This is a genomic window from Stenotrophomonas sp. 1278 (assembly GCF_029892765.1).
In the GTDB taxonomy this organism is placed as follows: domain Bacteria; phylum Pseudomonadota; class Gammaproteobacteria; order Xanthomonadales; family Xanthomonadaceae; genus Stenotrophomonas; species Stenotrophomonas indicatrix.
Window position 1 is genome coordinate 97,484 of record NZ_JARXWD010000006.1, and the last position, 23,480, is coordinate 120,963.

Annotated in this window: 23 protein-coding genes and 5 tRNA genes; 24 read left to right on the forward strand and 4 right to left on the reverse strand. The window is 67.1% G+C overall.

What is annotated here, in order from left to right; all coding sequences use genetic code 11:
• Positions 1-12: 12 nt before the first annotated feature.
• The 13 genes from M2299_RS08195 to M2299_RS08255 all read left to right on the forward strand — a co-directional run bounded on the left by M2299_RS08195 (position 13) and on the right by M2299_RS08255 (position 13,267).
• The gene (locus M2299_RS08195; protein ID WP_280884179.1) at positions 13-2,424 is read left to right on the forward strand and encodes a DNA internalization-related competence protein ComEC/Rec2; all 2,412 of its coding nucleotides are present in this window, start codon (positions 13-15) and stop codon (positions 2,422-2,424) included.
• A gap of 3 nt (positions 2,425-2,427) precedes the next feature.
• Positions 2,428-3,090, forward strand: coding sequence for a MotA/TolQ/ExbB proton channel family protein (locus M2299_RS08200; RefSeq protein WP_280884180.1), 663 nt, complete (start codon positions 2,428-2,430; stop codon positions 3,088-3,090).
• A 3-nt stretch (positions 3,091-3,093) separates the two neighbouring features.
• The gene (locus tag M2299_RS08205; RefSeq protein ID WP_099783502.1) at positions 3,094-3,516 is read left to right on the forward strand and encodes a biopolymer transporter ExbD; all 423 of its coding nucleotides are present in this window, start codon (positions 3,094-3,096) and stop codon (positions 3,514-3,516) included.
• A complete protein-coding gene (gene msbA, locus M2299_RS08210; RefSeq protein WP_025875215.1) occupies positions 3,513-5,261 on the forward strand; it encodes a lipid A export permease/ATP-binding protein MsbA in 1,749 nt (582 codons plus the stop codon). The genes M2299_RS08205 and msbA overlap by 4 nt, the downstream gene beginning before the upstream one ends.
• The gene (lpxK, locus tag M2299_RS08215) at positions 5,261-6,280 is read left to right on the forward strand and encodes a tetraacyldisaccharide 4'-kinase (RefSeq protein ID WP_025875213.1); all 1,020 of its coding nucleotides are present in this window, start codon (positions 5,261-5,263) and stop codon (positions 6,278-6,280) included. The genes msbA and lpxK overlap by 1 nt, the downstream gene beginning before the upstream one ends.
• A 75-nt stretch (positions 6,281-6,355) precedes the next feature.
• Complete coding sequence (gene kdsB / locus M2299_RS08220) at positions 6,356-7,129, forward strand: 3-deoxy-manno-octulosonate cytidylyltransferase (protein ID WP_280884181.1); 774 nt, start codon at positions 6,356-6,358, stop codon at positions 7,127-7,129.
• Entirely contained in the window at positions 7,126-7,614 is a 489-nt protein-coding gene (locus tag M2299_RS08225; protein ID WP_080149290.1) for a low molecular weight protein-tyrosine-phosphatase, read from the forward strand. Before kdsB ends, M2299_RS08225 begins: the two co-directional genes overlap by 4 nt.
• Complete coding sequence (locus M2299_RS08230; protein WP_099842232.1) at positions 7,611-9,023, forward strand: hypothetical protein; 1,413 nt, start codon at positions 7,611-7,613, stop codon at positions 9,021-9,023. The genes M2299_RS08225 and M2299_RS08230 overlap by 4 nt, the downstream gene beginning before the upstream one ends.
• Complete coding sequence (uvrC, locus tag M2299_RS08235) at positions 9,020-10,864, forward strand: excinuclease ABC subunit UvrC (protein ID WP_099783504.1); 1,845 nt, start codon at positions 9,020-9,022, stop codon at positions 10,862-10,864. The genes M2299_RS08230 and uvrC overlap by 4 nt, the downstream gene beginning before the upstream one ends.
• Before the next feature lie 17 nt (positions 10,865-10,881).
• Positions 10,882-11,508 (forward strand): CDP-diacylglycerol--glycerol-3-phosphate 3-phosphatidyltransferase, encoded by a 627-nt coding sequence (gene pgsA, locus M2299_RS08240; protein WP_025875200.1) that lies wholly within the window; start codon positions 10,882-10,884, stop codon positions 11,506-11,508.
• A 251-nt stretch (positions 11,509-11,759) separates the two neighbouring features.
• Positions 11,760-11,835: transfer RNA gene (locus M2299_RS08245), tRNA-Gly, on the forward strand.
• A 138-nt stretch (positions 11,836-11,973) separates the two neighbouring features.
• Positions 11,974-13,086 carry an NAD(P)/FAD-dependent oxidoreductase gene (locus tag M2299_RS08250; RefSeq protein ID WP_280884182.1) on the forward strand — a complete coding sequence of 371 codons (1,113 nt, stop codon included), beginning with the start codon at positions 11,974-11,976 and terminating at the stop codon, positions 13,084-13,086.
• Between the two features lie 105 nt (positions 13,087-13,191).
• Positions 13,192-13,267: transfer RNA gene (locus M2299_RS08255), tRNA-Gly, on the forward strand.
• A gap of 67 nt (positions 13,268-13,334) precedes the next feature.
• Here M2299_RS08255 and M2299_RS08260 read toward each other — a convergent pair.
• A complete protein-coding gene (locus tag M2299_RS08260) occupies positions 13,335-13,682 on the reverse strand; it encodes a hypothetical protein (RefSeq protein WP_080149286.1) in 348 nt (115 codons plus the stop codon).
• A 314-nt stretch (positions 13,683-13,996) separates the two neighbouring features.
• On the opposite strand from M2299_RS08260, the gene M2299_RS08265 reads away from it, so the two are divergent.
• Genes M2299_RS08265 through M2299_RS08280 form a run of 4 tightly spaced genes read left to right on the forward strand, consistent with a single transcriptional unit; the run spans position 13,997 to position 18,123 of the window.
• The gene (locus M2299_RS08265; RefSeq protein ID WP_345782458.1) at positions 13,997-15,340 is read left to right on the forward strand and encodes a TolC family protein; all 1,344 of its coding nucleotides are present in this window, start codon (positions 13,997-13,999) and stop codon (positions 15,338-15,340) included.
• Positions 15,337-16,476, forward strand: coding sequence for an ABC transporter permease (locus tag M2299_RS08270; RefSeq protein ID WP_025875192.1), 1,140 nt, complete (start codon positions 15,337-15,339; stop codon positions 16,474-16,476). The genes M2299_RS08265 and M2299_RS08270 overlap by 4 nt, the downstream gene beginning before the upstream one ends.
• A 10-nt stretch (positions 16,477-16,486) precedes the next feature.
• A complete protein-coding gene (locus M2299_RS08275) occupies positions 16,487-17,215 on the forward strand; it encodes an ABC transporter ATP-binding protein (RefSeq protein WP_025875189.1) in 729 nt (242 codons plus the stop codon).
• The gene (locus tag M2299_RS08280) at positions 17,212-18,123 is read left to right on the forward strand and encodes an HlyD family efflux transporter periplasmic adaptor subunit (RefSeq protein ID WP_280884183.1); all 912 of its coding nucleotides are present in this window, start codon (positions 17,212-17,214) and stop codon (positions 18,121-18,123) included. The genes M2299_RS08275 and M2299_RS08280 overlap by 4 nt, the downstream gene beginning before the upstream one ends.
• Positions 18,124-18,135: 12 nt before the next feature.
• Here the strand turns inward: M2299_RS08280 and M2299_RS08285 are convergent, their stop codons facing one another.
• A complete protein-coding gene (locus tag M2299_RS08285) occupies positions 18,136-18,588 on the reverse strand; it encodes a hypothetical protein (protein ID WP_133119329.1) in 453 nt (150 codons plus the stop codon).
• Positions 18,589-18,662: 74 nt separating this feature from the next.
• On the opposite strand from M2299_RS08285, the gene M2299_RS08290 reads away from it, so the two are divergent.
• From M2299_RS08290 to M2299_RS08310, 5 genes are all read left to right on the forward strand, one after another.
• A tRNA-Gly gene (locus tag M2299_RS08290) sits at positions 18,663-18,738 on the forward strand.
• Between the two features lie 154 nt (positions 18,739-18,892).
• Positions 18,893-18,968, forward strand: a tRNA-Gly gene (locus tag M2299_RS08295).
• A 66-nt stretch (positions 18,969-19,034) separates the two neighbouring features.
• A tRNA-Cys gene (locus M2299_RS08300) sits at positions 19,035-19,108 on the forward strand.
• 139 nt (positions 19,109-19,247) lie between these two features.
• On the forward strand, positions 19,248-19,808 hold the full coding sequence (locus M2299_RS08305; RefSeq protein WP_280884184.1) for a DUF998 domain-containing protein: 561 nt from the start codon (positions 19,248-19,250) through the stop codon (positions 19,806-19,808).
• 91 nt (positions 19,809-19,899) lie between these two features.
• Positions 19,900-20,445, forward strand: coding sequence for a DUF4124 domain-containing protein (locus tag M2299_RS08310; RefSeq protein WP_223485053.1), 546 nt, complete (start codon positions 19,900-19,902; stop codon positions 20,443-20,445).
• A 9-nt stretch (positions 20,446-20,454) separates the two neighbouring features.
• Here the strand turns inward: M2299_RS08310 and M2299_RS08315 are convergent, their stop codons facing one another.
• Positions 20,455-21,096, reverse strand: coding sequence for a flavin reductase (locus M2299_RS08315; protein ID WP_280884185.1), 642 nt, complete (start codon positions 21,094-21,096; stop codon positions 20,455-20,457).
• A gap of 24 nt (positions 21,097-21,120) precedes the next feature.
• Here M2299_RS08315 and M2299_RS08320 point away from each other — a divergent pair, with 24 nt between their 5' ends.
• Positions 21,121-21,906, forward strand: coding sequence for a winged helix-turn-helix domain-containing protein (locus tag M2299_RS08320; RefSeq protein WP_280884186.1), 786 nt, complete (start codon positions 21,121-21,123; stop codon positions 21,904-21,906).
• Positions 21,907-22,040: 134 nt separating this feature from the next.
• Positions 22,041-22,310: a hypothetical protein gene (locus tag M2299_RS08325; RefSeq protein ID WP_025875177.1), complete on the forward strand. Its 270-nt coding sequence runs from the start codon at positions 22,041-22,043 to the stop codon at positions 22,308-22,310.
• Between the two features lie 13 nt (positions 22,311-22,323).
• On the opposite strand, the gene M2299_RS08330 is transcribed toward M2299_RS08325, so the two are convergent.
• Positions 22,324-23,406 carry a hypothetical protein gene (locus tag M2299_RS08330; protein WP_280884214.1) on the reverse strand — a complete coding sequence of 361 codons (1,083 nt, stop codon included), beginning with the start codon at positions 23,404-23,406 and terminating at the stop codon, positions 22,324-22,326.
• Positions 23,407-23,480 lie beyond the last annotated feature (74 nt).

A 23,480-nucleotide genomic window follows, 5' to 3' on the forward strand; every position in this document is an offset into this window, starting at 1 on the left:
CACGCTGTGTCGATGGCTGCCGATCGGACCTTGTCGCCCCTGTTTGGCCCCGCGTGTGCTGCCGCTCTGGTTGCCGGTGCGTTGGTCTGCGTGCTGCTGCCGGTGTTGCCACCGCTGTGGGCTTCTGTTGCGGCGACCGCCGTGGCCGCGTTGGGCTGGGTGGTGCGCTGGTGCGGACGCGTGGCGGCTGCGTTGCTGTTCGGCTTGGCCTGGACTTGCTGCCACGGGTATTGGGCAATGCAGGCGCAGCTGCCGGAAGGTTCTGCCGCGCAGGATGTGCTCGTCCGGGGGCAGGTCATCGAACTGCCGAAGGAAACGCCTGCACACACCCGCTTCGAGTTACGGGTGGATGCGTCCGATGCGATGCCGACGCTGCGTGGAAAGCAGCTGCAGGTGCTCTGGCACGCGCCACGGGGTGGGCCGACCGAGGCCGAGGTTGATCAGAGACATCACCTGCACGCCGGAGCTGACTGGCAGCTGTCGCTGCGCGTGCGACCGCCACGTTCACGCATCAACCCGGGGGGCTTCGATGGCGAGCGGCATGCGCTGCTGCGTGGGCTGGCAGGGAACGCCAGCGTGCGCGATTCGAATTCCACGCGACAGCTGCGCCCTGCGCATGGTCTACCTGCGTGGCGCGAGCGCACCAGTGCCGCCATTGCCAGGCAGATCGCACATCCGTCGGCGCGGTTCATCCAGGCCTTGGCACTGGGCGATACGCGTGGCCTGTCCGACGTCGATTGGGCGCAGCTGCGCGCGCTGGGCCTGACCCACCTGATCGCCATCTCCGGCTTCCATGTCGGCCTGGTCGCGGGCTTCGCCGCATTGCTGTGTTCTGCGCTCTGGCGATCCTGGCCGGGGCTTGCCCGGTTCTGGCCACGACCGCAGGCGGCGGCATGTGCGGCGGCGGTGGCAGCAGCCGGCTATGCCGTTGTTGCAGGCAGCGAGCTGCCGACCGTGCGTACTGCGCTGATGATCGCGGTGCTGGCCCTGGCGCGCGTCGCCCGCCGTCCGGTGACGGTAGCGCAGGGGCTGGCGCTGGCCGCGCTGGCGATGCTGCTGCCGGCACCGCTGTCGGTGCTGTCTGCGGGCTTCTGGCTCAGTTTCGGTGGGGTGCTGTGGTTGCTGTGGTGCCTGCCGCACGGGCGGCCGAAGGGGTTCGCCGCGATGCTGCGTGGCGCTCTGGCAGGGCAGGGGGTGGCCAGCGTCGCTCTGCTGCCGCTGGCGGTGGCACTGTTCGGTGGCAGCGCACGGCTGGGGCCGCTGGTGAACCTGCCGATCATTCCGCTGTGGAGCCTGCTGGTGGTGCCTCTGGCTCTGCTGGGAACCGCTCTGGAGGCCCTGCGCACCGGGGCAGGGCAGTGGCCTTGGCGCACGGCTGCCTGGGTGTTCGAGGCCAGTTGGCAGCTGCTGCAACCCTTGGCCGAGCACCCGCAGGCGATGTGGTGGCTGGCGCAGGGGCCGGCCTGGGCGTTGCCGGCGGCCTTGCTGGGGGTGTTCTGGTGGCTGTTGCCACGCGGTGCCGGGGCCGGGCTTGCCGGTTCTCTGCTGTGCCTGCCGTTGCTGTGGCCGGCACGGTCGGGGCCGCAGCAGGGTGAGCTGGAACTGGTGGTGCACGATGTCGGCCAGGGTGCGGCGGTGCTGCTGCGGACCGCCCGGCACGCACTCTGGTATGACGTCGGCCCGCCAGCCGGCAGCGGGGGCGAGGAGCGGATGCTGCTGCCGACGTTGCGGGCGTTGGGACAGGAGCCGCCGGCACAGCTGATGATCAGTCACGACCACCTGGACCACAGCGGCAACCTCGTCGCGTTGCGCCAGCAACTGCCGGGACTGGCCGTCCTGGCTCCACCGGGCAGTGCGATTGCCACGGCCGGCAGCTGCCAACAGGGCCTGCGCTGGCAATGGGACGGGGTCGATTTCCAGGTGCTGCATCCGCCCGCCGCGTTCCTTGCCGTTGGCGGGAAGGGCGCCGACAACGAAGCCAGTTGCGTGCTGCGGGTTGCTGGCGCGCACGGGGTAGTGCTGCTGCCCGGTGACATCGGCCGGCAAGGCGAACAGGCGCTGCTGGCGGGCGCTGCCGATATGCTGCGTGCGGACGTGGTGCTGGTGCCCCATCACGGCAGCGGAGGCAGTTCCACGCCGGACTGGGTGAAGGCGGTGGCGCCGCGGCTGGCGCTGGTCTCGGCCGGGCACCGGAACCACTTTGGCCACCCGAAACGTGACGTGATGCGGCGCTGGCAGGCGGCGGGCGCCGAAGTGCTGTCCACCGCCGAGTCCGGCGCGATCCGCGTATGGCTTGGCGCACAAGGCCTGCAGCTGCGTGAACAGCGTATCCACGCCGCCCGGTGGTGGGATGCCGCTGGGCGAGCGCGGTCGGCTGCTATCCTATCGCCGATCGAACAAGCGGCCGCTGGGCCGGAGGGTTGAAACGTGTGGGAACTGGTCAAGGCCGGTGGCTGGCCGATGGTGCCGCTGCTGCTGTTGGGCGTACTGGCTTTGGCGATCGTCCTGGAGCGTTTCTGGTCCTTGCGGCGTAGCGAGGTGCTGCCGCCTGGCCTGGGCCAGGAGGTCCGCAACTGGGCCGCGCGCGGCAAGCTGGACCCGGCGCACCTGCAGACCCTGCGTGCCAATTCACCGTTGGGTGCCCTGCTGGCCGCCGCGCTGGAAGCGCGCAACCGCCCGCGCGACCAGATCCGTGAGCGCATCGAGGACACCGGTCGCCATCTGGTGCACCGCATGGAGCGTTTCCTCAACGCGCTGGGTACCATCGCCTCGGCTGGCCCATTGCTGGGCCTGCTGGGCACCGTCGTTGGCATGATCCAGATGTTCCTGGGCATCCTCGACCACGGCGTGGGTGATGTGAACCAGCTTGCCGGCGGTATCGGCAAGGCACTGGTGTGCACCGCCACCGGCATGATCGTGGCGATCCCGGCGCTGATGTTCCACCGCTTCTTCAAGGGCCGCATCCACGGCTACGTGGTGGAGATGGAGCAGGAAGCCAGCGCGCTGCTGGATACGCTGGACGGTCGCCCCGGGGTGATGACCCCGGCCCCTGCTGCGCGCGCGTCTTCCGCCGCTACGGCAAAGGCCTGATCGATGCGTATCGGCAACGACCGGTCCCAGGATGAGCCGCATATCGACCTGGTGCCGCTGATCGACGTCATCCTGGTGCTGATCATCTTCTTCGTGGTCACCACCACCTTCGATGCGCGATCGACGCTGCAGGTGCAGCTGCCGACCGCCAGCCCGCAGCAGACCAACGAGCCGCCGCGCTCGCTGAGCGTGCTGATCAACGCTGACGGCCGCTACTTCGTCAACGATCAGGAAGTGCTGCGCAGCGACGTCGAGTCGGTCAAGCAGACCATTGCGGCCGTCGCCGGCAGCGACCGCGAACAGACCGTGCTGCTGCGTGCCGACGCGCGCACTCCCTATCAGGCCGTGGTCACCGCGCAGGACGCGCTGGGCCAGCTCGGCTTCCGTCGTATCGCCATTGCAACAGCGCCAGAGGTGCGTCCATGAGTTCCCATCACGCGCCAGTGTGGCCGATCTACAAACGACTGCTGGGCTATACCCGCACCTACTGGGTGTTCATGATCGGCGCGGTCATCGCGATGGTGGTCGAAGCCCTGGCCGGCTATCACTTCACCAAGCTGATGGAGCCGCTGGTCAACCGTGGGTTCGTCAACCCCGAGCCGCGCATGGCGGTGATCCTGCCGCTGACCATTCTCGGCCTGTTCCTGATGCGCAGCGTGGCCACCTGGGTCAGCGACTACACGCTGGCCAAGACCGGCCGCAGCGTGGTCCGCGACCTGCGTGAACAGGTGCTGCAGAAGTACCTGCACCTGCCGTCCTCGCATTTCGATGCCGAGGCGACGCCGGTGATGGTCAGCCGCCTGAACTTCGACACCGAACAGGTCACCCAGGCCAGTGCCGACGCGCTGAAGACCGTGGTGGCCGATACCCTGACCATCATCGCCATGCTGGCGGTGATGCTGCAGATGAGCGTCAAGGTGACCCTGGCGATGCTGGTGGTGGTGCCGCTGATCGGCGTGATCGTGTCCTACGTGGGCAAGCGCTACCGGCGCATCAGCCGCGGCATCCAGGACGGCATGGGCACCATGGCGCAGACTGCCGAGCAGTCGCTGGCCGCGCAGCAGGAAGTGAAGGTACACGGCACCCAGCAGCACGAGATCTCGCGCTACTCGCGCCTGGCCAACCGCATGCTGGCGCTGAACATGAAGGTGGAAGTGACCCGCGCGGCGGCCTCCAGCGTGGTCCAGTTCCTGGCGGCGCTGGCGCTGGCAGTCATCGTCTGGGTATCCACCCGCGAGGCACTGGCCGGCAAGCTCAATGCGGGTCAGTTCATGGGCCTGATGACGTCGATGATGGCCATCATTCCGTCGCTGCGGCGACTGACCAGCGTGCAGACTTCGATCTCGCGCGGTGTGGCTGCGGCCGAGCGCCTGTTCGGCATCATCGACATGCCGGTCGAGCGCGACGAGGGCAAGCACGCGGTGCAGCGCGTACGCGGCGAACTGGCCTTCGAGCACGTCATGCTGCGTTACCGTGAAGACAGTGGCATCGCCCTGGACGACATCAGCTTCGTTGCCAGGCCGGGCACGGTCACCGCCATCGTCGGTCGTTCCGGCAGCGGCAAGACCAGCCTGATCCGGCTGGTGCCGCGCTTCTACGAACCCAACGGTGGCCGCATCCTGCTCGACGGCGTTGCCCTGGATGAGTATCCGTTGGCCGATCTGCGCCGGCAGGTGGCCATCGTCGGCCAGAAGGTCATGCTGTTCGACGACACCATCGCGGCCAACATCGCCTATGGCATGGATGCCACCGACGAGCAGATCCGTGCGGCTGCCGAGGCGGCCAATGCCTGGGAGTTCATCGCACGCATGCCGCAGCAGTTGCAGACGCCGGTAGGCGAGAATGGCGCGCTGCTGTCCGGCGGCCAGCGCCAGCGCCTGGCGATCGCCCGCGCGATCCTGCGCGACGCACCGATCCTGATCCTGGACGAGGCCACCGCGGCGCTGGACAACGAATCCGAGCGCCTGGTGCAGGATGCGCTGCAGCGCTTGATGCCCGAGCGCACCACGCTGGTGATCGCGCATCGCCTGTCGACCATCGAGCATGCCGACCAGGTGCTGGTGATGGACCATGGCCGCATCGTTGAACGCGGCACCCACCAGGAGCTGCTGTCGATGGGCGGCCTGTACCAGCACCTGCACAACATGCAGTTCCGCGAAAGGCAGGACTGATGGCGGGCAAAGGTACCCAGACCCCGCCGTACTGGTACGACGGCAGCCCGGCTCCGTGGCCGATGCGACTGCTGGCACCGCTGTATGCCGGTGTCACCGCGCTGCGCCGGCGCCTGTACCGGCGTGGCTGGCGCAAGCGCCATGCGCTGGCGGTGCCGGTCATCGTGGTTGGCAACATCACCGCCGGCGGCACCGGCAAGACGCCGCTGACCATCGCCCTGGTCGAGCGCCTGCGGGCCGCGGGCTGGAAGCCCGGTGTCGCCAGCCGCGGCTACGGCCGTGAGCAAGCGGACAAGGCACGTTGGGTGGAAGCCGATACGCCGACCGCCCTGGGGGGCGACGAGCCGGTGCTGATCGCCTGGAAAACCGGTGTGCCGGTACGCGTGGACAGTGACCGCGTGGCAGCAGGCAAGGCGTTGATCGCCGCCGGCTGCGACGTGATCGTCTGCGATGACGGCCTGCAGCACTACCGGCTGGCGCGCGACATCGAGATCGAGGTGGTTGATGCCCAGCGCCGCTATGGCAATGGCCGGATGATTCCCGCCGGCCCGCTGCGCGAGCCGGTCAGCCGCGCAGCGGAATGCGATTTCCGGGTGGTCAATCTGGGCCAGGCGGATGGAGCGGCGGCTGCCCAGGCCTGTGGCTTCGGCCAATGGCCGATGGCCCTGCACATCGACAGTGCACAGCCGCTGGCCGGCGGGCGCGCACGTCCCCTTTCGTACTTCGCGGGCCAGCGCGTGCATGCCGTGGCCGGCATCGCCCATCCGCAACGCTTCTTCGACATGCTGCGCGCGCGTGCGATCGGCGTGGTGCCGCACGCCTTCGCCGACCATCATGCCTACCAGCCGCAGGATCTGTCCTTTGGCAGCCAGTTGCCGGTGCTGATGACCGAAAAGGATGCCGTGAAGTGCCGCGCGTTCGCCAATGACTGGCAGTACGCGGTGCCGCTGCGCGCCGAGATGCCTGCTGCTTTCTGGATCGCGTTGACCGATCGCCTGGACAAGCTGCGACCGAACTGAGGGGCCGCGCGGCGCTTGCAAATGGACGCCGCCGGCCGCATTCCTGCTGTATCGCGCCTGCCGAGTACCGCCCGCATGACCGACTTCGTTGTTGCCATCCCGGCCCGCTATGCCGCTTCGCGGCTGCCGGGCAAGCCGCTGCGCCTGCTGGGCGGAGAACCCATGGTGCTGCATGTGGCCCGCCGCGCGCTGCAGGCCGGCGCCGGTGAGGTATGGGTCGCGACCGACGACCAGCGCATTGCCGACGCATTGTCCGGCCTGGCGGAAGTGAAAGTGGCGATGACCGCTGCCTCGCATGCCTCGGGTACCGATCGCCTGGCCGAGTGCGCGCGCATTGCGGGCTGGTCCGATGACACCGTGGTGGTCAACCTGCAGGGCGATGAACCGTTCGCGCCGGCTGCCGGCATCCGCGCCGTGGCCGAGGCACTGGTGGCGGGCAGCGCACCGATGTCGACCCTGGCCACGCCGGTCGAGGATGCCCACACGCTGTTCGACCCCAACGTGGTCAAGCTGGTGCGCAACGTGCGCAACGAGGCCATGTACTTCAGCCGTGCGCCGATTGCCTGGCATCGCGATGGCTTCGCCCGCAGCCGCGACACCCTGCCCGAAGGCCATCAGTGGCTGCGCCACATCGGCATCTATGGCTACCGTGCCGGTTTCCTGCAGCAGTTCGCCTCGATGCCGCCGGGCACGCTGGAACAGGTGGAATCGCTGGAGCAGTTGCGCGTGCTGGAAGCGGGCTATCCAATTGCCGTGGCGATCTCGCCCGAACCCTTCCCGCCGGGCATCGACACCCCTGAAGACCTGCAGCGCGCCGAAACGCTGCTGCAGGCGATGGCCGCGCGATGAGGCTGCTGGTCGTCTGCCTCGGCAACATCTGTCGCTCGCCGATGGCCGAAGGCGCGCTGCGTGCCCGCCTGGATGCCTCGGCGCTGGCTGGGCGGGTACAGGTCGATTCGGCCGGTACCGGCGACTGGCACGTGGGCCAGCCACCCGACCGGCGTGCCATTGCATGCGCGGCCGGACACGGGGTGGACCTTGGCAGCCTGCGCGCGCGGCAGTTGCAGCGGCAGGACTTCGACGCTTTCGACTGGATCCTGTGCGCCGACGAGGCCAACCTGCGTGATGCCGCACGCCTTGCCACTGCGACCCAGCGCGAGCGCCTGGCGCTGTACCTGCCGTGGTCGGGCGGGCAGGGCGAACGTGCGATTCCCGATCCCTATACCGGTGGCAGCGATCATTTCGAACAGGTCTGGTCGCTGGTCGACGCTGCTGCCGAACGCACCGTGGCACGCCTGTTGCATCACGCCGACTCCGGCATAATCGGGTCATGAACATCCAGCCCGTCCCGGACCTGCCCGAGTTCGCCGCCTGGCTCAATGCCGCGCCCTGCACCCTGACCGAACTGCGTGGCCGGCCGGTCGCGCTGTTGTTCGTCAACGCGGCTTCCGCATGGAGCGCGCAACGGCTGGCCGAGTTCAGCCAGTGGCTGTCACGCCACCCCGGCAAGCTGCAACCTCTGGTGCTGCAGGTGCCGCGCTTCGACTTCGAGCGTGATGCTACGGCTGCGCTGAAACTGCTGCGCCGCCAGGGCCTGACCATGCCGGTGCTGCTTGATGCCGACTGGGATGGCTGGCGCCGCTTCGGCGTCAGCGCCTGGCCGACCATGGTGCTGCTGGACGCGCAGGGTCGCGAACAGCAGCGCTTGATCGGCCAGGGCGTGCCCGGCGAGCTGGAGCGGGCCCTGAATGCCCTCTGCGAGGGTGCGCCGTCAGCCCCTTCGCGTGGCGGCAGCGAGCTGCACCCCGAACCCCGCCAGGCGCTGCGATTCCCGATGGGTCTGGCGGTGAACCAGGAACGGTTGTACATCGCCGACAGCGGCCACCACCGCATCCTGGAATGCAGTCATGGCGGCCGCGTGCTGCGTCAGTTCGGTCTGGGCACTGCCGACTTCATGGACGGCAACCTCGCCGAAGCCGCTTTCCACCGGCCGCAGGCGCTGGCGCTGGAGCGTGAGTCGCTGTACGTGGCCGACACCGGCAACCATGCCGTGCGCCGCATCAACCTGCTGACCGGTCTGGTCGACACCCTGTGCGGCAACGGCCGTCCGGGCGCCCCCGTGGAAGGGCCGGTGACGCAGCCACGGCAGGTGTCGCTGGATCATCCGGTGGGCCTGGCCATCGCCGAAAACCAGCTGCACGTTGCCATGGCCGGCGACAACCGCATCTGGAGCTACCACCTCGGCCAGCGCAGCCTGCAGTGGCGCGCCGGCAGCGGCGCCATCGACGAGCGCGACGGCAGTGGCCATCTGGCCGCGTTCGCCCAGCCCACCGCCGTGGCCGTGGTCCAGCAGGTGCTGTACGTGGCCGATGCGCTGGGCTCTTCGATCCGTTCATTGCAGCTGCGCGGTGACCTGGTGCAGACCCTGGTCGGGCAGGGCACCTGGCGTTTCGGCGAGGACGATGGCCCGCGTGCGCAGGCCAGCCTGCAGTTCCCGCAGGCGATCGCATTGAGCCCGGATGCCCCGTTGTTGTGGATCGCCGATACCGGCAATGGCCGCCTGCGCACGTTGCGCCTGGGCGGCGGCGAACTGACCACCCAGCCCTTGCCGCGGCGCCTGCATGGCCCGGCCGGCCTGGCCGTCGGTGCCGGCGCGGTGTGGATCGCCGAAACCGATTCCCACACCGTACTGCGCCTGGACCCTGACAGCGGCGTGCTCAGCGAAGTGCCGATCAGCGAATGACCGTTGTTCCTGTCCCGACCTTCGATGGCAAGGCATTCGCGGCCCAGCTGAGTACCGCCCCGGGCGTGTACCGCATGTACGCGGCCGACGACACGCTGTTGTACGTCGGCAAGGCCCGCGCGCTGCGCAACCGCGTGGGCAGCTATTTCAACGGCAGTCCGAAGAACGCGCGCATCATGTCGATGCTCTCGCAGATCGTGCGCATGGACGTGACCGTAACGCGCTCGGAAGCCGAGGCGCTGCTGCTGGAAAACCAGCTGATCAAGTCGCTGTCGCCGCGCTACAACGTGTCCCTGCGCGACGACAAGACCTATCCGCATGTGCTGCTGACCCGCGAAGACTGGCCGCGCATCGCCCTGCATCGTGGTCCACGTGCCATTCCCGGGCGCTATTTCGGGCCGTATCCCGGCGTCACCGCGGTGCGCGAGACGCTGAACCTGATGCACAAGCTGTTCAAGCTGCGCAGCTGCGAAGACAGCGTGTTCCGCAACCGCTCGCGGCCCTGTCTGCAGTATCAGATCGGACGCTGCAGCGCGCCGTGCGTGGAACTGGTGCCAGCAGCGGACTACGCCGAGTCGGTGCGCCGCGCGGCGATGTTCCTGGAAGGCAAGAGCGATGAGCTGACCCGGGAGCTCGGCGAGCAGATGCAGGTGGCCAGCGAAGCGCTGGAATTCGAGCAGGCCGCGCGACTGCGCGATCTGATTACTTCATTGCGCAGCATGCAGACCCGCCAGTACGTGGACGGCCGCGCGGCCGACCTCGACGTACTGGCGGTGGCCATGCAGGGCTCGCAGGCCTGCGTGATGCTGCTGGCCTTCCGTGATGGCCGCAACCTGGGCACCCGCCCGTTCTTTCCCCGCACCAATGGCGAGGAAAGCCCGGATGAAGTGCTGGCGGCCTTTGTCTCGCAGTACTACATCGAATTCGAGCCGCCGCGCGAGATCCTGCTTGACCGCGAAATTCCCGATGCCGATCTGATTGGTTCTGCACTGTCGGCCTCGGCCGAGCGCAAGGTGCAGTTGAAATGGAACGTCCGCGGCGAGCGCGCCGGCTACCTGGAACTGGCCAGCCGCAACGCGCAGTTGACCCTGGCCACCGAGATCAACAGCCGCACCGCGCAGCACGCGCGCAGCGAAGCGCTGCGGGTGATGCTGGGGCTGGCCGAACCGGTAAAGCGGGTGGAGTGCTTCGACATCAGCCACACCATGGGCGAAGCCACCGTGGCCTCCTGTGTGGTGTTCGATGCTGCCGGCCCGGTGCGTGCGCAGTACCGCCGCTTCAACATCAGTGGCATTGAACCGGGCGATGACTACGCCGCGATGCGCCAGGCGATCGATCGCCGCTTCCGCCGCGCGGTGGAGGAGCAGGGCGTGCTGCCGGATGTGCTGCTGATCGACGGTGGCGCCGGCCAGCTGGCACAGGCCCAGGCGGCGCTGGCCGATCTGGGCGTGGAAGACGTGCTGCTGGTGGGCGTGGCCAAAGGCGTGGAACGCCGTGCCGGCCACGAAGCGCTGGTGATGCCCGATGGCCGCGAACTGCGCCCGGGTGCGGCCGATCCCGCCCTGCAGTTCATCCAGCAGGTGCGCGATGAAGCGCACCGCTTCGCCATCACCGGCCATCGCGGGCGCCGGCAGAAGGCCCGGATGACCAGCAAACTGGAAGACATCCCCGGCATCGGGCCGCGACGGCGCGCCAGCCTGCTGAAGCATTTTGGCGGTCTGGTCGGCCTGAAAGCGGCCGGAGAAGCGGAAATTGCCAAGGTGGAAGGCATCAATGACGCCCTCGCAGCGCGCATCTACGCTAACCTGCACGGGTTGGCCGCGCCGGATCCGGCCGAGTAGAGAGAGAATAAAGCCGCATGACGTTGACCCTGCCCACCTGGCTGACCCTGTTGCGGATCGTGATGATCCCGGTGCTGGTGCTGGTGTTCTACCTGCCCTACACCTGGACCAACTTCGCATCGGCGGCGATCTTCGGCCTGGCCGCGATCACCGACTGGCTCGATGGCTGGATCGCGCGCCGTTACGGCCTGGAGTCGGCGTTCGGCGCCTTCCTCGACCCGGTGGCGGACAAGCTGATGGTGGCGGTGGCCCTGTTCCTGATCGTGCAGGGGCATCCGACCCCGTGGATGGCGTTCTGGGCGGCGGTGATCGTCGGCCGCGAGATCGCGGTGTCGGCGCTGCGCGAGTGGATGGCCGAGCTGGGCCAGCGTGCCAAGGTGCGGGTGGCGATGATCGGCAAGGTCAAGACCACCGCGCAGATGGTCGCGCTGCTGTGCCTGCTGTATTCGGTGGCGCCGAACGTGCCGGTCGACGACATCTGGATGGGCCCGCCGGTATTCCATATCGGTGACTGGACCCTGGCCATTGCCGCGGTGCTGACCCTGTGGTCGGGCCTGCAGTACCTGCACGCCGCCTGGCCCAGCCTGCGTGACGACGAGCGCGCCGCGCGCGAGCGTTCGCGGCAGAAGAAGCTGGGCAACTGAGCACCGGGGTCGGATCCCTTTCCGAAGGAAAGGGCTCTGACACCGGGGACGTCTTCATCCACGCATGGCGTGGATCTACTGGGTATGCGTTCTACGCAGGATGCCTCATCCACGCATGGCGTGGATCGCCTGGAATGTGGCCTGCGGTAGATCCACGCCATGCGTGGATGACGCATTCCATGACCTCTCGATCTGCCTGAAAAAAAAGGCCTTGACGCGTTGCGCAGAACAGGTAGAATTTCGCCTCCCAAGCGGGAATAGCTCAGTTGGTAGAGCGCAACCTTGCCAAGGTTGAGGTCGCGAGTTCGAGTCTCGTTTCCCGCTCCAGATTCAAGAAACGCGCTCCCGAAAGGGGGCGTTTTTCGTTTGGCCGGAGCGGCTTCATCCCCACTTCACCGCCACTCCATCGCCTCACCATGCGCCGATCCCACGCTGTACTCCCGGATCCAGCAAGGTGATGCCGCGATGCCTCACACTCCCCCTGCCAACGACTACGACGTGGTCATCGTCGGCGCCAGCTTTGGTGGCGCCGCATGCGCACTTGCCGCCGCTCAGTACGGCCTGCGCGTCTGCGTGCTCGAGCGCAAGGCCGACCCTGGCGAACGCCTGCACACCACCGGTATCGTGGTGAAGGAGGCGATGGAACAGACCTGGCTGGGGCGCATGCCCGATCATCTCGTGCAACGCGTCGCACGCGTGCGCCTGTATGCGCCGAACCTGCACAACGTGCTGCTGACCGCACCGGGTTACTACTTCCTCACCACCGATACGCCGAACCTGATGCGCTGGCTGGCCAGCGAACTGCGTGCCAGTGGCGTGGACCTGCGGCTGCAGCAGTCGTTCACCGACGCCTGCCGCGACGGCGACGGCGACGCGTGGCAGGTTGAAGGGGTGGGGCGCACGGCCTGTCTGGTCGGCGCTGATGGCGCACGATCACGTGTTGCCCAGCGTACCGGCCTGGGCCAGGTGCGCGACAATCTGTATGGCGTCGAGCGCGAGTTTGCCGGCGTGCAGCTGCCGGAAGGCGATGCCTTGCACTGCTTTGTCAGCCGCCGGTTCGCACCCGGCTACATCGGCTGGGCCGCGCAGAACCCCACCGGCGTGCAGGTGGGATTGGCGCTGCGGCATGATCCCGCACATGCACGCGCGCCGGATATCGAGGGATTCCTTGAACACGTGCGCGACGTTGTGGGACTTCCGCACTCGGCCCAGGTTGCCGACACCCGCGCGGGGCTGGTGCCCTGCGGGTTGCCAGATGGCCCGATCACCGCGCCGGGCGTGATCCTGACCGGTGATGCGGCAGGTGTTGTTTCGCCGCTGTCGGCCGGCGGCATCCACTCGTCATGGCGGCATGGCTGGGCGGTCGGTGATGCGATCGGGTTGCACCGGCGCGGCAAGGGGCCGGCCGCAGAGCAGGTGGCGCGTCAGGCGGCCCCCACCTTTCACCGCAAGCGCATGCTGCGCTGGGCAATGGACCACCTGCAGCAGGACTGGCCGGTCAATGCGCTGCTGCGTACCGGCCCGATGCGCCGGCTGGCCGAGCAGATCTACTTCCATCGGCGGGGCGTGCGGATGTGATCCTGAAGCTGAACGCTGCTTCATGAGAGGGCAGCAGAATCCTGTTGACGCCGTGCAGCAATCCCGACACAATAGCGCTCCTTCGACGCAGGTCGAACGGAATCTGCGGGAATAGCTCAGTTGGTAGAGCGCAACCTTGCCAAGGTTGAGGTCGCGAGTTCGAGTCTCGTTTCCCGCTCCAGATTCAGAAAAACGCTCCCGCAAGGGGGCGTTTTTCGTTTGCGCACCGGAAAGGGATTGCGATCGCGCTAGCGCGGGCTGCCTCGGCCCGCACCGCACCAGGTTCGCACGTCCGCACGATCGAAGCCGGCGCAGGCGTTCTTCCGCGTGATGTACAGATACGGGGCGTCGGCCTGATAGGTGAAGTGGTAGTAGTAGTTCCGGTCCTGGCCGTACAACCAGTAGTTCGACGAGCCCTCGTTGATCACGTAGGGCTCGAAGGAAAAGATCGACGACTGCGCGGGAATGAAGTTGCTGCGGTCCATCAGCAGCATGGCCGCGTTCGACGCCAACGGAGTGGTCAGGCAGATCGCCGTCGTGCCCACGATGAGCACGGTCGCGAAGATGCCGAGCGTGCGGCGAAGGGCGGATTTCAAGCGTATTGCCTGCCAGTGGAAGCGTTCAGGACAATGTGCCGCAGCGCCCGCGGACAGTCCAGCGTTCAGCTTGGCGGCGCCGATGAAAGGCTGTGGAAAGGCCGAGGGTTCGCAATGCATGCACCGCACACGCGCTGTAACGCACCTCCGACCGATTCTCCATGTCCACTCCACAATCGCGGCGTAGCCTCCTCGGCTTCTCTCTCCACGAAGGCGGGCGGGTGGCCAGTCGCATCACTTTCCCGGCAGCGTTCGCGCGCCGGTATGGCGTCGTCCCGCGCATCGTCCTGGGTACCGGGGCGCTGCTGACCAGCATGATGCTGGTGGGCTGCATGTCGGTGCCGGTTCCCGATCTGCCTGATCGCGTGCCAGCAGTCTGGAGTCAGACCGCCGCAGGGCAGGGCGTAGCGGTCGACGCGCGGCAGTGGTGGAAGGTGCTGGCCGATGCGCGCTTGAACGCGCTGGTGGACGAGGCCGTCGCCGGCAATCTGGACCTGCGCCAGGCCACCCTGCGGTTGCAGGCGGTACGCCTGGTGTCGGGCACCTCCGATGCGCGCTTCCGTCCGGAAATCTCCGCCAGTGCCAAGCAGGTGCAGGACGCCGCCGCAGTCGACACGTACTTCCACGCCGGCGTTGAAGCGATCTGGGATCTTGGCCTGTTTGGCGCAGCGGAGAGTGCCCGTCTAAGCGCGCAAGCGGCCAACGGAAATGCCGAAGCACTGCGCGATGCGGCGCAGGTGGCGGTCATCGCTGATGTGGTGCGCAGCTACCTGGATCTTTCCGTCGCGCAGGCGCAGGTGGATCTGCTGGGCAGGCAGCAGGCCGTTGACGCACGTGGCGAGCAACTGGGCCTGGTACGGCAGCGCCTGCATCTGGACGAGCCCGGTGAACTGGATCGTCTGCGCGCGCGGCGGGCGGCCACGCGCGCGGCCATTGCGCAGGCGAATGAAAACGCGGGCAACGCCTCGCGCGCGTTGGCACTGCTGCTGGGTCGCGATGGTCCGGATCCGGCCTGGAATGCCTACCGCACGCCACCGCAGTTGAGCGCCTTCACCCTGCAGCAGGTACCCGCCGATCTGCTGCGCCATCGTCCGCAGATCCTGCTGGCCGAGGCCGATGTGCTGCAGGCTGCCGCCGAAAAGGGCAGTGCACGCGCGTCGATGTTCCCGAAACTGAGCCTGGGCGGTTCCATCCTGTACGCCTACAACCTGACCCAGAATGCTCGCTCCAATTCCGATTCCAGCCCATCGATCGGTCCCTACATCGATATCCCTCTGTGGGATTGGGGCCAACGTCGCGCGCGCTATCAATCCGACGACAAGCAGCTGGATGCAGCCTTGCTGGGGTATCGCAAGGCAGTGCTGCGGGGCGTGGCGGAAGTGGAGGGTGCACTGGGCAGCCTGGCCCGCCAGGACAGCAGCATCCAGTCGCTGCAGGTGGCCGACGAAGCAGCCCGGCAGCAGGTCGTACGACAGGCCCGGCAGGTGCAGCTTGGTCTTTCCAGTGAGTTCGACGGGTTGGAAACCCAGCGTGCCGCGCTGTCCGCGCAGGCCGACCTGATCGGCGCGCAGGGTGCTCGCGTACTTGCATTCGCATCGCTCTATCGCGCAGTGGGCGGTGCTCCCTTGCCAGCCGAGCCTGAAGGCGACGCGCAATGATCGCGCTTGCCCGCAAGACCCTGGTTTACGAGTGGCGCCGTTTCCTGCCGGTGGTGCTGGCCATGTGTTTCGCCGGCGTGCTGCTGATCGTGCAGGCGGCGCTGGTGCTGGGCATCTTCGGCACCGCTGCGATCTACGTGAAGGCGTCCAGCGCCGATGTCTGGGCGGGCTTTGCCGGCACGCAGAGCGTGAACTACGGTCATGCGATCAGTGCGGATGTAGAGAATCGCCTGCGGATGGACCCGGATGTCACCCGCGTCGAACCCTACGAGTGGGTCGATGGCGAGTGGCGCTCCAGCGCACAGGGTGCCGGCAACGTGTCGGTGTATCTGTCCGGCATCTCCACGGCAGGCGACGCGATGATGTTCTCGCGCATCCTGTCGCCCGATCTGCGTGCCCGGTTGCGCGAACCCGGTGCGGTGATCGTCGACAGCGCGGACCTGGATACGCTGGGCGTCGATCTGCACCGCAACCGCGCGTGGATCAATGGCAAGGCCGTGCGTGTGGTTGCAGCGCAACCCGGCCTGCGTGGCCTTGGCGGCGTCAACGTGCTGGCGTCGTTGGATACCGCGCGTGCCATCGCCGGAACCGATCCGCATGAAGGCAGCACCTATTTCGTGGCGGGCACGCGCTCACCGGAGCTGGCCGCGCGCGTGCGCGATCGACTCGGTGCATCGACGGGCCGCGCCACACCCGTCGAGTTCTGGACAGCGCCGGAGTTCGCCAGTCGTTCGCAGCAGTACTGGCTGTTCGATACCGGCGCCGGCATCGCAGTGCTGTTCATGGCGGTCATCGTCTGCTTCGTCGGCGCGGTGATCACCAACCAGTCGTTTGCCGCGGTGGTGGCCGGGTCGGTACGCGAGTACGCCACCCTCAATGCGCTCGGCGCAGGCCGCTACGCGCTGGCCCGTGTGGTGTTCGAACAGGCCGTGCTGATCGGTGGTGTCGGCATGCTGCTGGCCGCAGCTTTCAGCGCGGTGGTGCTGATGGCCGCGCAGACCCAGCGCGTACCGGTACAGCTCACGCCGATGGTGGTTCTTGGCTGCGTGGCGCTGGTCGCGGTGATGGCCATGCTGTCGAGCATCATGGCGGTGCGCAGCGTCGTCCGTTCCGATCCATCGCTGCTGTTGCGTTGAGGGGCCACCGATGACGAATGCTCCCATCGCGATCCCGACCCTGCGTGCCGACGCACTCGAAAAGGGCTTCGTGTCCGGCGATGTGCATGTGCCCGTGCTGCGTGGCCTGTCGCTGGACATCTATCCCGGCGAATTGACCTTGGTATCGGGCCCCTCCGGGTGCGGCAAGAGCACGCTGCTGTCGCTGATGTCCGGGCTCTCAACGCCTGATGGCGGTCGCGTGCATGCGCTTGGCCAGGACGTCAGCCACATGACCCGCAGCGAGGTGGAGCGTTTCCGTCTGCACCACGTCGGTTTCGTGTTCCAGGGCTTCAACCTGTTCCCGGCGCTGACGGCGCTGGAGCAGGTGCAGCTGCCATTGGGCTATCGCGGCATGCGCAACCGCGACAGTGAGCCGTTGGCGCGGCAGGCGCTGGACGAAGTCGGCCTCTCGCACCGCAGCCACATGCGCCCGGCACAGCTGTCCGGCGGCGAGAAGCAGCGCGTAGCCGTCGCCCGTGCGTTCGCCAAGTCACCCACGCTGATCTTCGCCGATGAGCCCACCAGCGCACTGGACGCCGAGAACGGCCAGCGCGTGATCGACATCCTGCACCGCTATGCACGCGCGCATCAGGCCACGGTGTTGTGTGTAAGCCATGATCCACGCCTGATCCGCCATGCGGATCGGGTGATCGCCATGGAAGACGGCACGGTCCGCGATGACCGCCGCCAGAACGAAACCGTAGAGCCCAGCCCATGACCAGAATGCCGCCGTTGTTCTCCCTCAGCTTCTCCTTGGGCGCGGCATTGCTGCTGGGTGCCTGCAGCAAGGATGCACCCGTACCCGCGCAGCCGACCGCTGCCACGGCCGCCAGCGCGGACAACGTCGCCGTCGCGCGCGGCATCATCGATGTGGAAGGCGGGCTGATTGCACTGGTACCAGCGATGGATGGTTCGGTCAGCACCGCGCCGGTGAAGGAAGGAGCGGTGGTGCGCAAGGGCGATGTCCTGCTCACCCTGGATGGCGCACTGCTTGAACAGGAAGTTGGCATGGCCAACGCCGATCTCGCGCTGGCTACCGATCGGCTGAAGGGCAGCCAGGCGCAACTGCGCGAACTGGAGCGCAACGCCACCCGCCTCGCCACCGGCGCCAGTGAAGGCGTGTCGTCCAGCCAGCAGGCCGACGCAGCCAGGCAGCAGCTGGCCGGCGTCCGCGCCGATGTGGATGTGGCCGGAGCGCAGGTCGACATGGCCCAGCACAAGCTGGAGTACGCCAGGCTCAAGCTGCGACAGATGTCGCTGACCGCACCGGACGCCGGCATCGTGGTCGGCCAGGTGCCGGGCGTGGGTGCGTTCGTGCAGGCCGGCAAGCCGGCGATGTCACTGTTGCCGGCGCGACCGTTGCAGGTGCGTGCCGAGCTGAGTGCGGCCTACGCCGATGCCGTGCAGGTTGGCATGCGTGCGACGGTGGTGATCGATAGCGATGGCGCAGAGGGCAAGCCACTGCCGGTGGCGCGCGTGGTCCGCATCAGCCCGGTGTTCGCGCAGGCACGATTGCCCGAAGACGCAGGGCGCGGCGTGGCCAAGGTGGTGGAGTGCGTGCTGGAATTCGAGAGCGCCGCCAAGGCGCGCGTCGGCCAGCATGTGCGGGTGGAGTTCCACAGGTAGGGGCGTGCTTCGCTAGGCGCGTGCGCGTCGGGTCTGTTTCCCGGTCAACGCCCGCCACGCACTGGCCAGCGACACCACGCACAGCGCCAGCAGCACAGCCAGGTCGATCAGCAGCAGGCACAGCAGATGCATGCCCTGGACCGGCGCCTGGTGCAGGGCAGCGGCCAGCCAGGGGAACGACCAGGCCAGCAGCAGCACCAGGGCGATCAGCAGCCGCAACCACACGCGCCCTGGTTTCCAGGGACGCACGATCAGCACGGTGACCAACAGTTCCGCTCCGGCCAGTACAGCGAACTGGATGACCGCGCCGGTGGGGTAGGGCAGGGTTGCGCCTTCGAAGTGGCGCAGCATCCAATAGTCCGGGGTGAAGCCCGCATTGATCAGTGCAGCAATCACCGCAAGCCAGGCCAGGGCGACAAGGCTCCAGCACAGGCGGGCGAAACGGGGTCTCGTGGGCGGGTTCATCGGTGCTGCGGACTGTTGACGGCGTGAAGGAATTTGGACACAATAGCGCTCCTTCGACGCAGGTCGGAGAATATGCGGGAATAGCTCAGTTGGTAGAGCGCAACCTTGCCAAGGTTGAGGTCGCGAGTTCGAGTCTCGTTTCCCGCTCCAGATTGCACAGGGCCCCGGTTGGGGCCTTGTTTTTCTCCTGCCACGGCAAGGCGGGGCACGTTGAGCCACAAGGCTCTTCGCGCAGTCAGAAAAGTGAAAACTGTTGTGAAATGGCTGGTGTGTGTCCCGGGCTTCCGGTACCATGACGGCTTATGCGGGAATAGCTCAGTTGGTAGAGCGCAACCTTGCCAAGGTTGAGGTCGCGAGTTCGAGTCTCGTTTCCCGCTCCATGTTCCGACAGGCCCCATCGCGGGGTTTTGTCATGTCAGGGGCGTCGTTCCTGATCGCAGTACGTTGGCCTCATGGCAGAGTGGCTATGCACCGGATTGCAAATCCGTTTACAGCGGTTCGATTCCGCTTGAGGCCTCCAATTAAAAAGCCCTGACTCCGGTCAGGGCTTTTTTCTTTGTGCGGACCCCTGGCGCCAGCAGGGGTACCAAACTGCACATGCGACCCGGCGGGACCGGCTGCTAACGTCGCCGCACTTCTCTTCAGCGGTGGTGACTGCAGTGCGGAACCTGGCCATCCAGCAGGCGGTGTACGTTCCCCTCGGCGCCATGCTGGCGCTGATCGCTTTTGCATTCACCGTGCCCGGCTACCACCCGCTCTCCCAGCATCTCAGCGAGCTGGGCCTGATGCAGGGGCTGCCAGCCAAGGCGGTGCAGGTCGGCGCGGTGGTCAGTGGCTCGGCCATCATCGTCTTCAGCCTTGCATTGCTCGCGCAAGGTCGCCGTTTCGCGCTCACTGTGCTCACCTCCATCCTGTTCGGGGTGTCCATGGTCAGCAATGGCGTCTTCACCACGGGCAGCCCGCTGCATGGCCTCTATGGCATCGGCATCTTCTCGATCCTGACCCCGCTGCTGTTCCTGGCCGAGCTGGGCCCTGCTGCGTCGACGCGGATGGCCTGGATTGCGCGTGCCATCTCGCTGCTGGGGATAGCCTATCTGTGGCTGATGCTTTCCGGATTCGACCCGGAGCCCTATCGCGGCCTCACCCAGCGCATCGCGCTGCTGCCGGCGTTCGGCTGGTACACCTTCGCCGCGCTGGAGCTGAGTCGATCCCGGCGCTGATTGGCCTGGCGCGGTGGCATTTGCCCGCAGGTACGATCAGTCGTAGCGTATGGCCAAACGGGGCCGCAGGGCCCGGGACAGGAGGTCTGGCATGAACATGAAATCTGGCATCGTCCTGGCATTGCTGCTGGTCGCGCCGCTGGCATCGGCACAGGTCTACAAGTGCAAGGGTGCGTCCGGTGAAACCACCTATTCACAGCATCCGTGCGGTGCCGGCGCAGAACCGATGAAGCTGCGCTCCAACCGCGCCGCAGCGGAATCGGCTGGCGAGCTTGCCAACCGCACCGCAGTCTATCGCACTGCCGAATTGAATGACGCCGGCATTGTCGAGCGCAACTGCCTGCAGAGCGAGCAGTCGCGTATCTACGGCCCGCTGGAATCGCGCAGCCAAGCGGTCAATCAGCAGGTGGCCGATCTGAACCGGCAGCTGGCTGCAGCGAGCAGCAATCTCGCCGGCGCCACCAGCGAATCCGGCATCCGTGCGCAGATTTCCAGTCTGCAGCAGTCGTTGAGTTCTGAACGGACCTCGGCCGACAGCCAGATGACGACAGCCCGCGAGCGCTGCTCGACTGCGCGTCGCGACCGCGAAAAGGAGGTTCGCGAGAAGTACTCCAACGCGCCCGCGTCTTCTTCCTGATCGCAGCTGTCATGCAGTCAGCGGCAAAGGATCGTCAGCGCGGAAATTGCGCGCCACCGGCGTGGTGGTGCCCACATAGTGACGGAACAGATAGATCAATGGTGCCCAGCGCTGCACGTCGATGTGCTGGGTACCGGCAACGGTGATCGCCTCGTGCGCATGCACCCGGCAGATCCGTCCTTCGACGATCATGAAGCCCTGATCCTGGGTTCCGCTGGGCCGGTGCGAGGCAAGCAGCGTGACCTCCACCTGCAGCGGGCATTCGGCAATCGCCGGCGGTGCCACCTGCACCGAATCGACGCGGCTGAAGCCGCCCAGTGCGAACTTGTCAGGCACATGCACGTACCCCATGGCACGCTTCGATTCCGGCACCGGGGTGCGGGCGGTGGCGCGGGCGATGGCTTCAACCTGCGCCGCCTGCGTGGCATCTGCGAAGTTCAGTACGCATTCGCCGCGTGTCAGAAGGTTGCTGCAGCCTTGGCCCTGTTCGCCGATACCGAGCACCACGCGGTCGCCCAGCGCCCAGAATGACGAAAGCGGGCTGATGTTCGCACTGCCGTCTTCATTCAACGTGGTCATCAGCACCACCGGTGTTCCCGGGTAGAGCGCGGAGGGGGTGATGCAGCGGCGTTGGAAATCTTCCGGTGGCATGCCTGAGCTCGTGGGGTGCGGGCGATGACTGTGCACTGGGCAGGGGCGCGCATGCTTCGATCCGGGTCGAAGGATGCGCGGAAAGCGGCATGCCACAATGCGGCCATGGTCCAGACGTCCCGCTCCTTCATCCATGTCGGCACGCTGGTCGGTGACCATGCACGCGCGGCCATGCTGTTGACGTTGATGGATGGCCGGGCGCACACGGCGTCCGAGCTGGCCGGCGTGGCTGGCATCTCGCCGCAGACGGCAAGCAGTCATCTACGGCGGTTGCTCGACGGCGGCATCCTGGCCGTGGAGGTGCAGGGACGCCACCGCTATCACCGGATTGCCTCGACCGAGGTCGCCGACATGCTGGAAGGCATCCTGCGTTTCAGCGATCAACGGCCACCGCTTTCTCCACGAAACGTACGGGTCGATGCCGGCTTCCGTAGGGCGCGCACCTGCTACCGGCACCTGGCGGGTGAATACGCCGTCGCCATCTGCGACCACCTGCTGAGCACCGGAGCGATTACCGCGGCGGCAGACCACTGGCAGATGACGGCTCATGGCGCTGACGTCCTGCGCGCGGTGGGTCATCCGCTGGAAGCGTTGATCGCGCGATCGCCACAGGTGACGCCCGCGCGATACTGCCGCGGCTGCCTGGACTGCACCGAGCGGCGCCCGCACATTGCAGGCATGGTGGGTGAAGCACTGCTGGAGAGTTTCCTGCAGAACCACTGGCTGCGTCGCCTCGCGGGGCGGCGCGACCTGCAGGTCACACCTGCCGGGCAGGAGGCATTTCGCAGGCTGTTCGACGTACGCGCCTGAAGCCCGCCGCGCGCCGCCGGCAGTCTCAGCCGGCCACGACATTGCGACGGGGTATGGTCGGAGTCCTGGTCTTCGGGAGCAGCAATGGCAGGCAAGGACATGAGGGGCCGCATGCACGATGCGGCTGGTCGGCAATGAGCAGGTCAACCGCAGATGTGCGCTGGCTTACTTTCCGGCTGAAGAACGGGCAGTCCATCGGCCCCGATCAACTGAAGGATGGCTGGGTCGTCGCCTCGGAGAGCCGTCATTGTGATGTGCGCCGGGAGAGTATCGAGGGCGCTGGCGTGGTCTATGCCCTGTATGGCCCGCCGGATCTTCCGTCTCCGCGCCGCGCCGAACTGCGCATGCGCGACTTCCTCATGCGCTCCGGCTATACCTTTACCATGGGTACGCTCGGCCACTGATGCGGTCGGCTGCTCAGAAGGGAGCCGCGGCTGCCTTCAACGCCTCGACCACCTGTGAATCCGCAAAGCCGCAGTGGCCTTCACCCACTGCAGGCAGTACGCGCGGCAATGGCGTGGCGCCAGCGTGCTCGGCCAGCTGCGGATACACCGCCTGCATGCGCGGCACGATGCTCGGGTCGTTGTTGTTGAACTGGATCACCAGCGGTCGCTTGAGCGCGCCGGTCAACGCCAGCTTTTCGCGCACGTATCGCTGTGCCGGCGCAGCAGGTGCCAGCCGCTGCACGCCCGCGTTGAACGCCTTGTCGTCACCGAATCCGCGGTAGACGGTCGTAACGTTGCCGACCGGCATGCCGCCAGCGCGCGTGGCCAGTTCGTGCAGGATCATCGCGTGCAGGCTGATCGTGCCCGGCAATGCCTCCACGCTTACCTGCAGCCGTGCAGCCAGTTGCGCAGCCACGGCCGGCCGGGTCTGAAGCGCGGCGGCGATGCCTTGATAGAGCTCCATCTGCGGCAGTGCCGCAGCTTCCGCCGATGCCAAGCCCTGCCGAGGCAGTCCCTTGGGCTCGGGGACGAAATAGTCGAACGCCACCAGGGTGGTCAGCAGGTCATTGGCCAGTTGTTCGCCAGGCAGGTTGGCCCCGCAAAGCGACACGCCACCGGCGTAGTGCCGAGGCAGGCGTTCGAGGGTGGCGATGGCCACCGCACCGCCCATCGAAAAGCCGAGAATCAAGGTGCGACGCACGTCCTTCAATTCGGACACGGCGTGGGCGCGCAGGCGTTCCACGTCCACGATCGCATCTGCCACCGCCCAGCCCTGGCTGGCATAGGCGCTCTGCGCCACGGCATAGCCCGCTGCAAGCAGGCTGGCGGTGCTGTCGTTGGCCGGCATCGGTGATGGCTGCGGCACGCCGACCGGTTCATAGCCATGCGCCAGCATCACCAGTTCGCCGTTCCAGCCGGCGGGCACGTCCAGGCGCCAGCGCGCGCCCTGTAGTTCACCGCTGGAGGTGCGTGGCGGGGCGGGCGGCGCGGCGGCCTGCGACACGTGCGGAAGCAGCAGGACCAGTGCCAGGACCAGCCGGTGGAAGGTTCGCATCATGGTCTTTGCCCTGGCCGGTGTGGTCTGCGCGGAAGGTGCCGCCTGTATAGCGCTGCCCCTGCACGGTGGCT

Excerpts from the sequence above, each read along its gene's own strand:
- M2299_RS08280 (WP_280884183.1), top strand. The coding sequence starts at position 17,212 with ATGACCAGAATGCCGCCGTTGTTCTCCCTCAGCTTCTCCTTGGGCGCG.
- M2299_RS08330 (WP_280884214.1), bottom strand. The coding sequence starts at position 23,406 with ATGCGAACCTTCCACCGGCTGGTCCTGGCACTGGTCCTGCTGCTTCCG.
- M2299_RS08195 (WP_280884179.1), top strand. The coding sequence starts at position 13 with ATGGCTGCCGATCGGACCTTGTCGCCCCTGTTTGGCCCCGCGTGTGCT.
- M2299_RS08285 (WP_133119329.1), bottom strand. The coding sequence starts at position 18,588 with ATGAACCCGCCCACGAGACCCCGTTTCGCCCGCCTGTGCTGGAGCCTT.
- msbA (WP_025875215.1), top strand. The coding sequence starts at position 3,513 with ATGAGTTCCCATCACGCGCCAGTGTGGCCGATCTACAAACGACTGCTG.
- M2299_RS08275 (WP_025875189.1), top strand. The coding sequence starts at position 16,487 with ATGACGAATGCTCCCATCGCGATCCCGACCCTGCGTGCCGACGCACTC.
- kdsB (WP_280884181.1), top strand. The coding sequence starts at position 6,356 with ATGACCGACTTCGTTGTTGCCATCCCGGCCCGCTATGCCGCTTCGCGG.
- M2299_RS08320 (WP_280884186.1), top strand. The coding sequence starts at position 21,121 with ATGACTGTGCACTGGGCAGGGGCGCGCATGCTTCGATCCGGGTCGAAG.
- M2299_RS08310 (WP_223485053.1), top strand. The coding sequence starts at position 19,900 with ATGAACATGAAATCTGGCATCGTCCTGGCATTGCTGCTGGTCGCGCCG.
- M2299_RS08315 (WP_280884185.1), bottom strand. The coding sequence starts at position 21,096 with ATGCCACCGGAAGATTTCCAACGCCGCTGCATCACCCCCTCCGCGCTC.
- M2299_RS08265 (WP_345782458.1), top strand. The coding sequence starts at position 13,997 with ATGATGCTGGTGGGCTGCATGTCGGTGCCGGTTCCCGATCTGCCTGAT.
- M2299_RS08325 (WP_025875177.1), top strand. The coding sequence starts at position 22,041 with ATGAGCAGGTCAACCGCAGATGTGCGCTGGCTTACTTTCCGGCTGAAG.
- M2299_RS08230 (WP_099842232.1), top strand. The coding sequence starts at position 7,611 with ATGAACATCCAGCCCGTCCCGGACCTGCCCGAGTTCGCCGCCTGGCTC.
- lpxK (WP_025875213.1), top strand. The coding sequence starts at position 5,261 with ATGGCGGGCAAAGGTACCCAGACCCCGCCGTACTGGTACGACGGCAGC.
- M2299_RS08225 (WP_080149290.1), top strand. The coding sequence starts at position 7,126 with ATGAGGCTGCTGGTCGTCTGCCTCGGCAACATCTGTCGCTCGCCGATG.
- uvrC (WP_099783504.1), top strand. The coding sequence starts at position 9,020 with ATGACCGTTGTTCCTGTCCCGACCTTCGATGGCAAGGCATTCGCGGCC.
- M2299_RS08250 (WP_280884182.1), top strand. The coding sequence starts at position 11,974 with ATGCCTCACACTCCCCCTGCCAACGACTACGACGTGGTCATCGTCGGC.
- pgsA (WP_025875200.1), top strand. The coding sequence starts at position 10,882 with ATGACGTTGACCCTGCCCACCTGGCTGACCCTGTTGCGGATCGTGATG.
- M2299_RS08270 (WP_025875192.1), top strand. The coding sequence starts at position 15,337 with ATGATCGCGCTTGCCCGCAAGACCCTGGTTTACGAGTGGCGCCGTTTC.
- M2299_RS08205 (WP_099783502.1), top strand. The coding sequence starts at position 3,094 with ATGCGTATCGGCAACGACCGGTCCCAGGATGAGCCGCATATCGACCTG.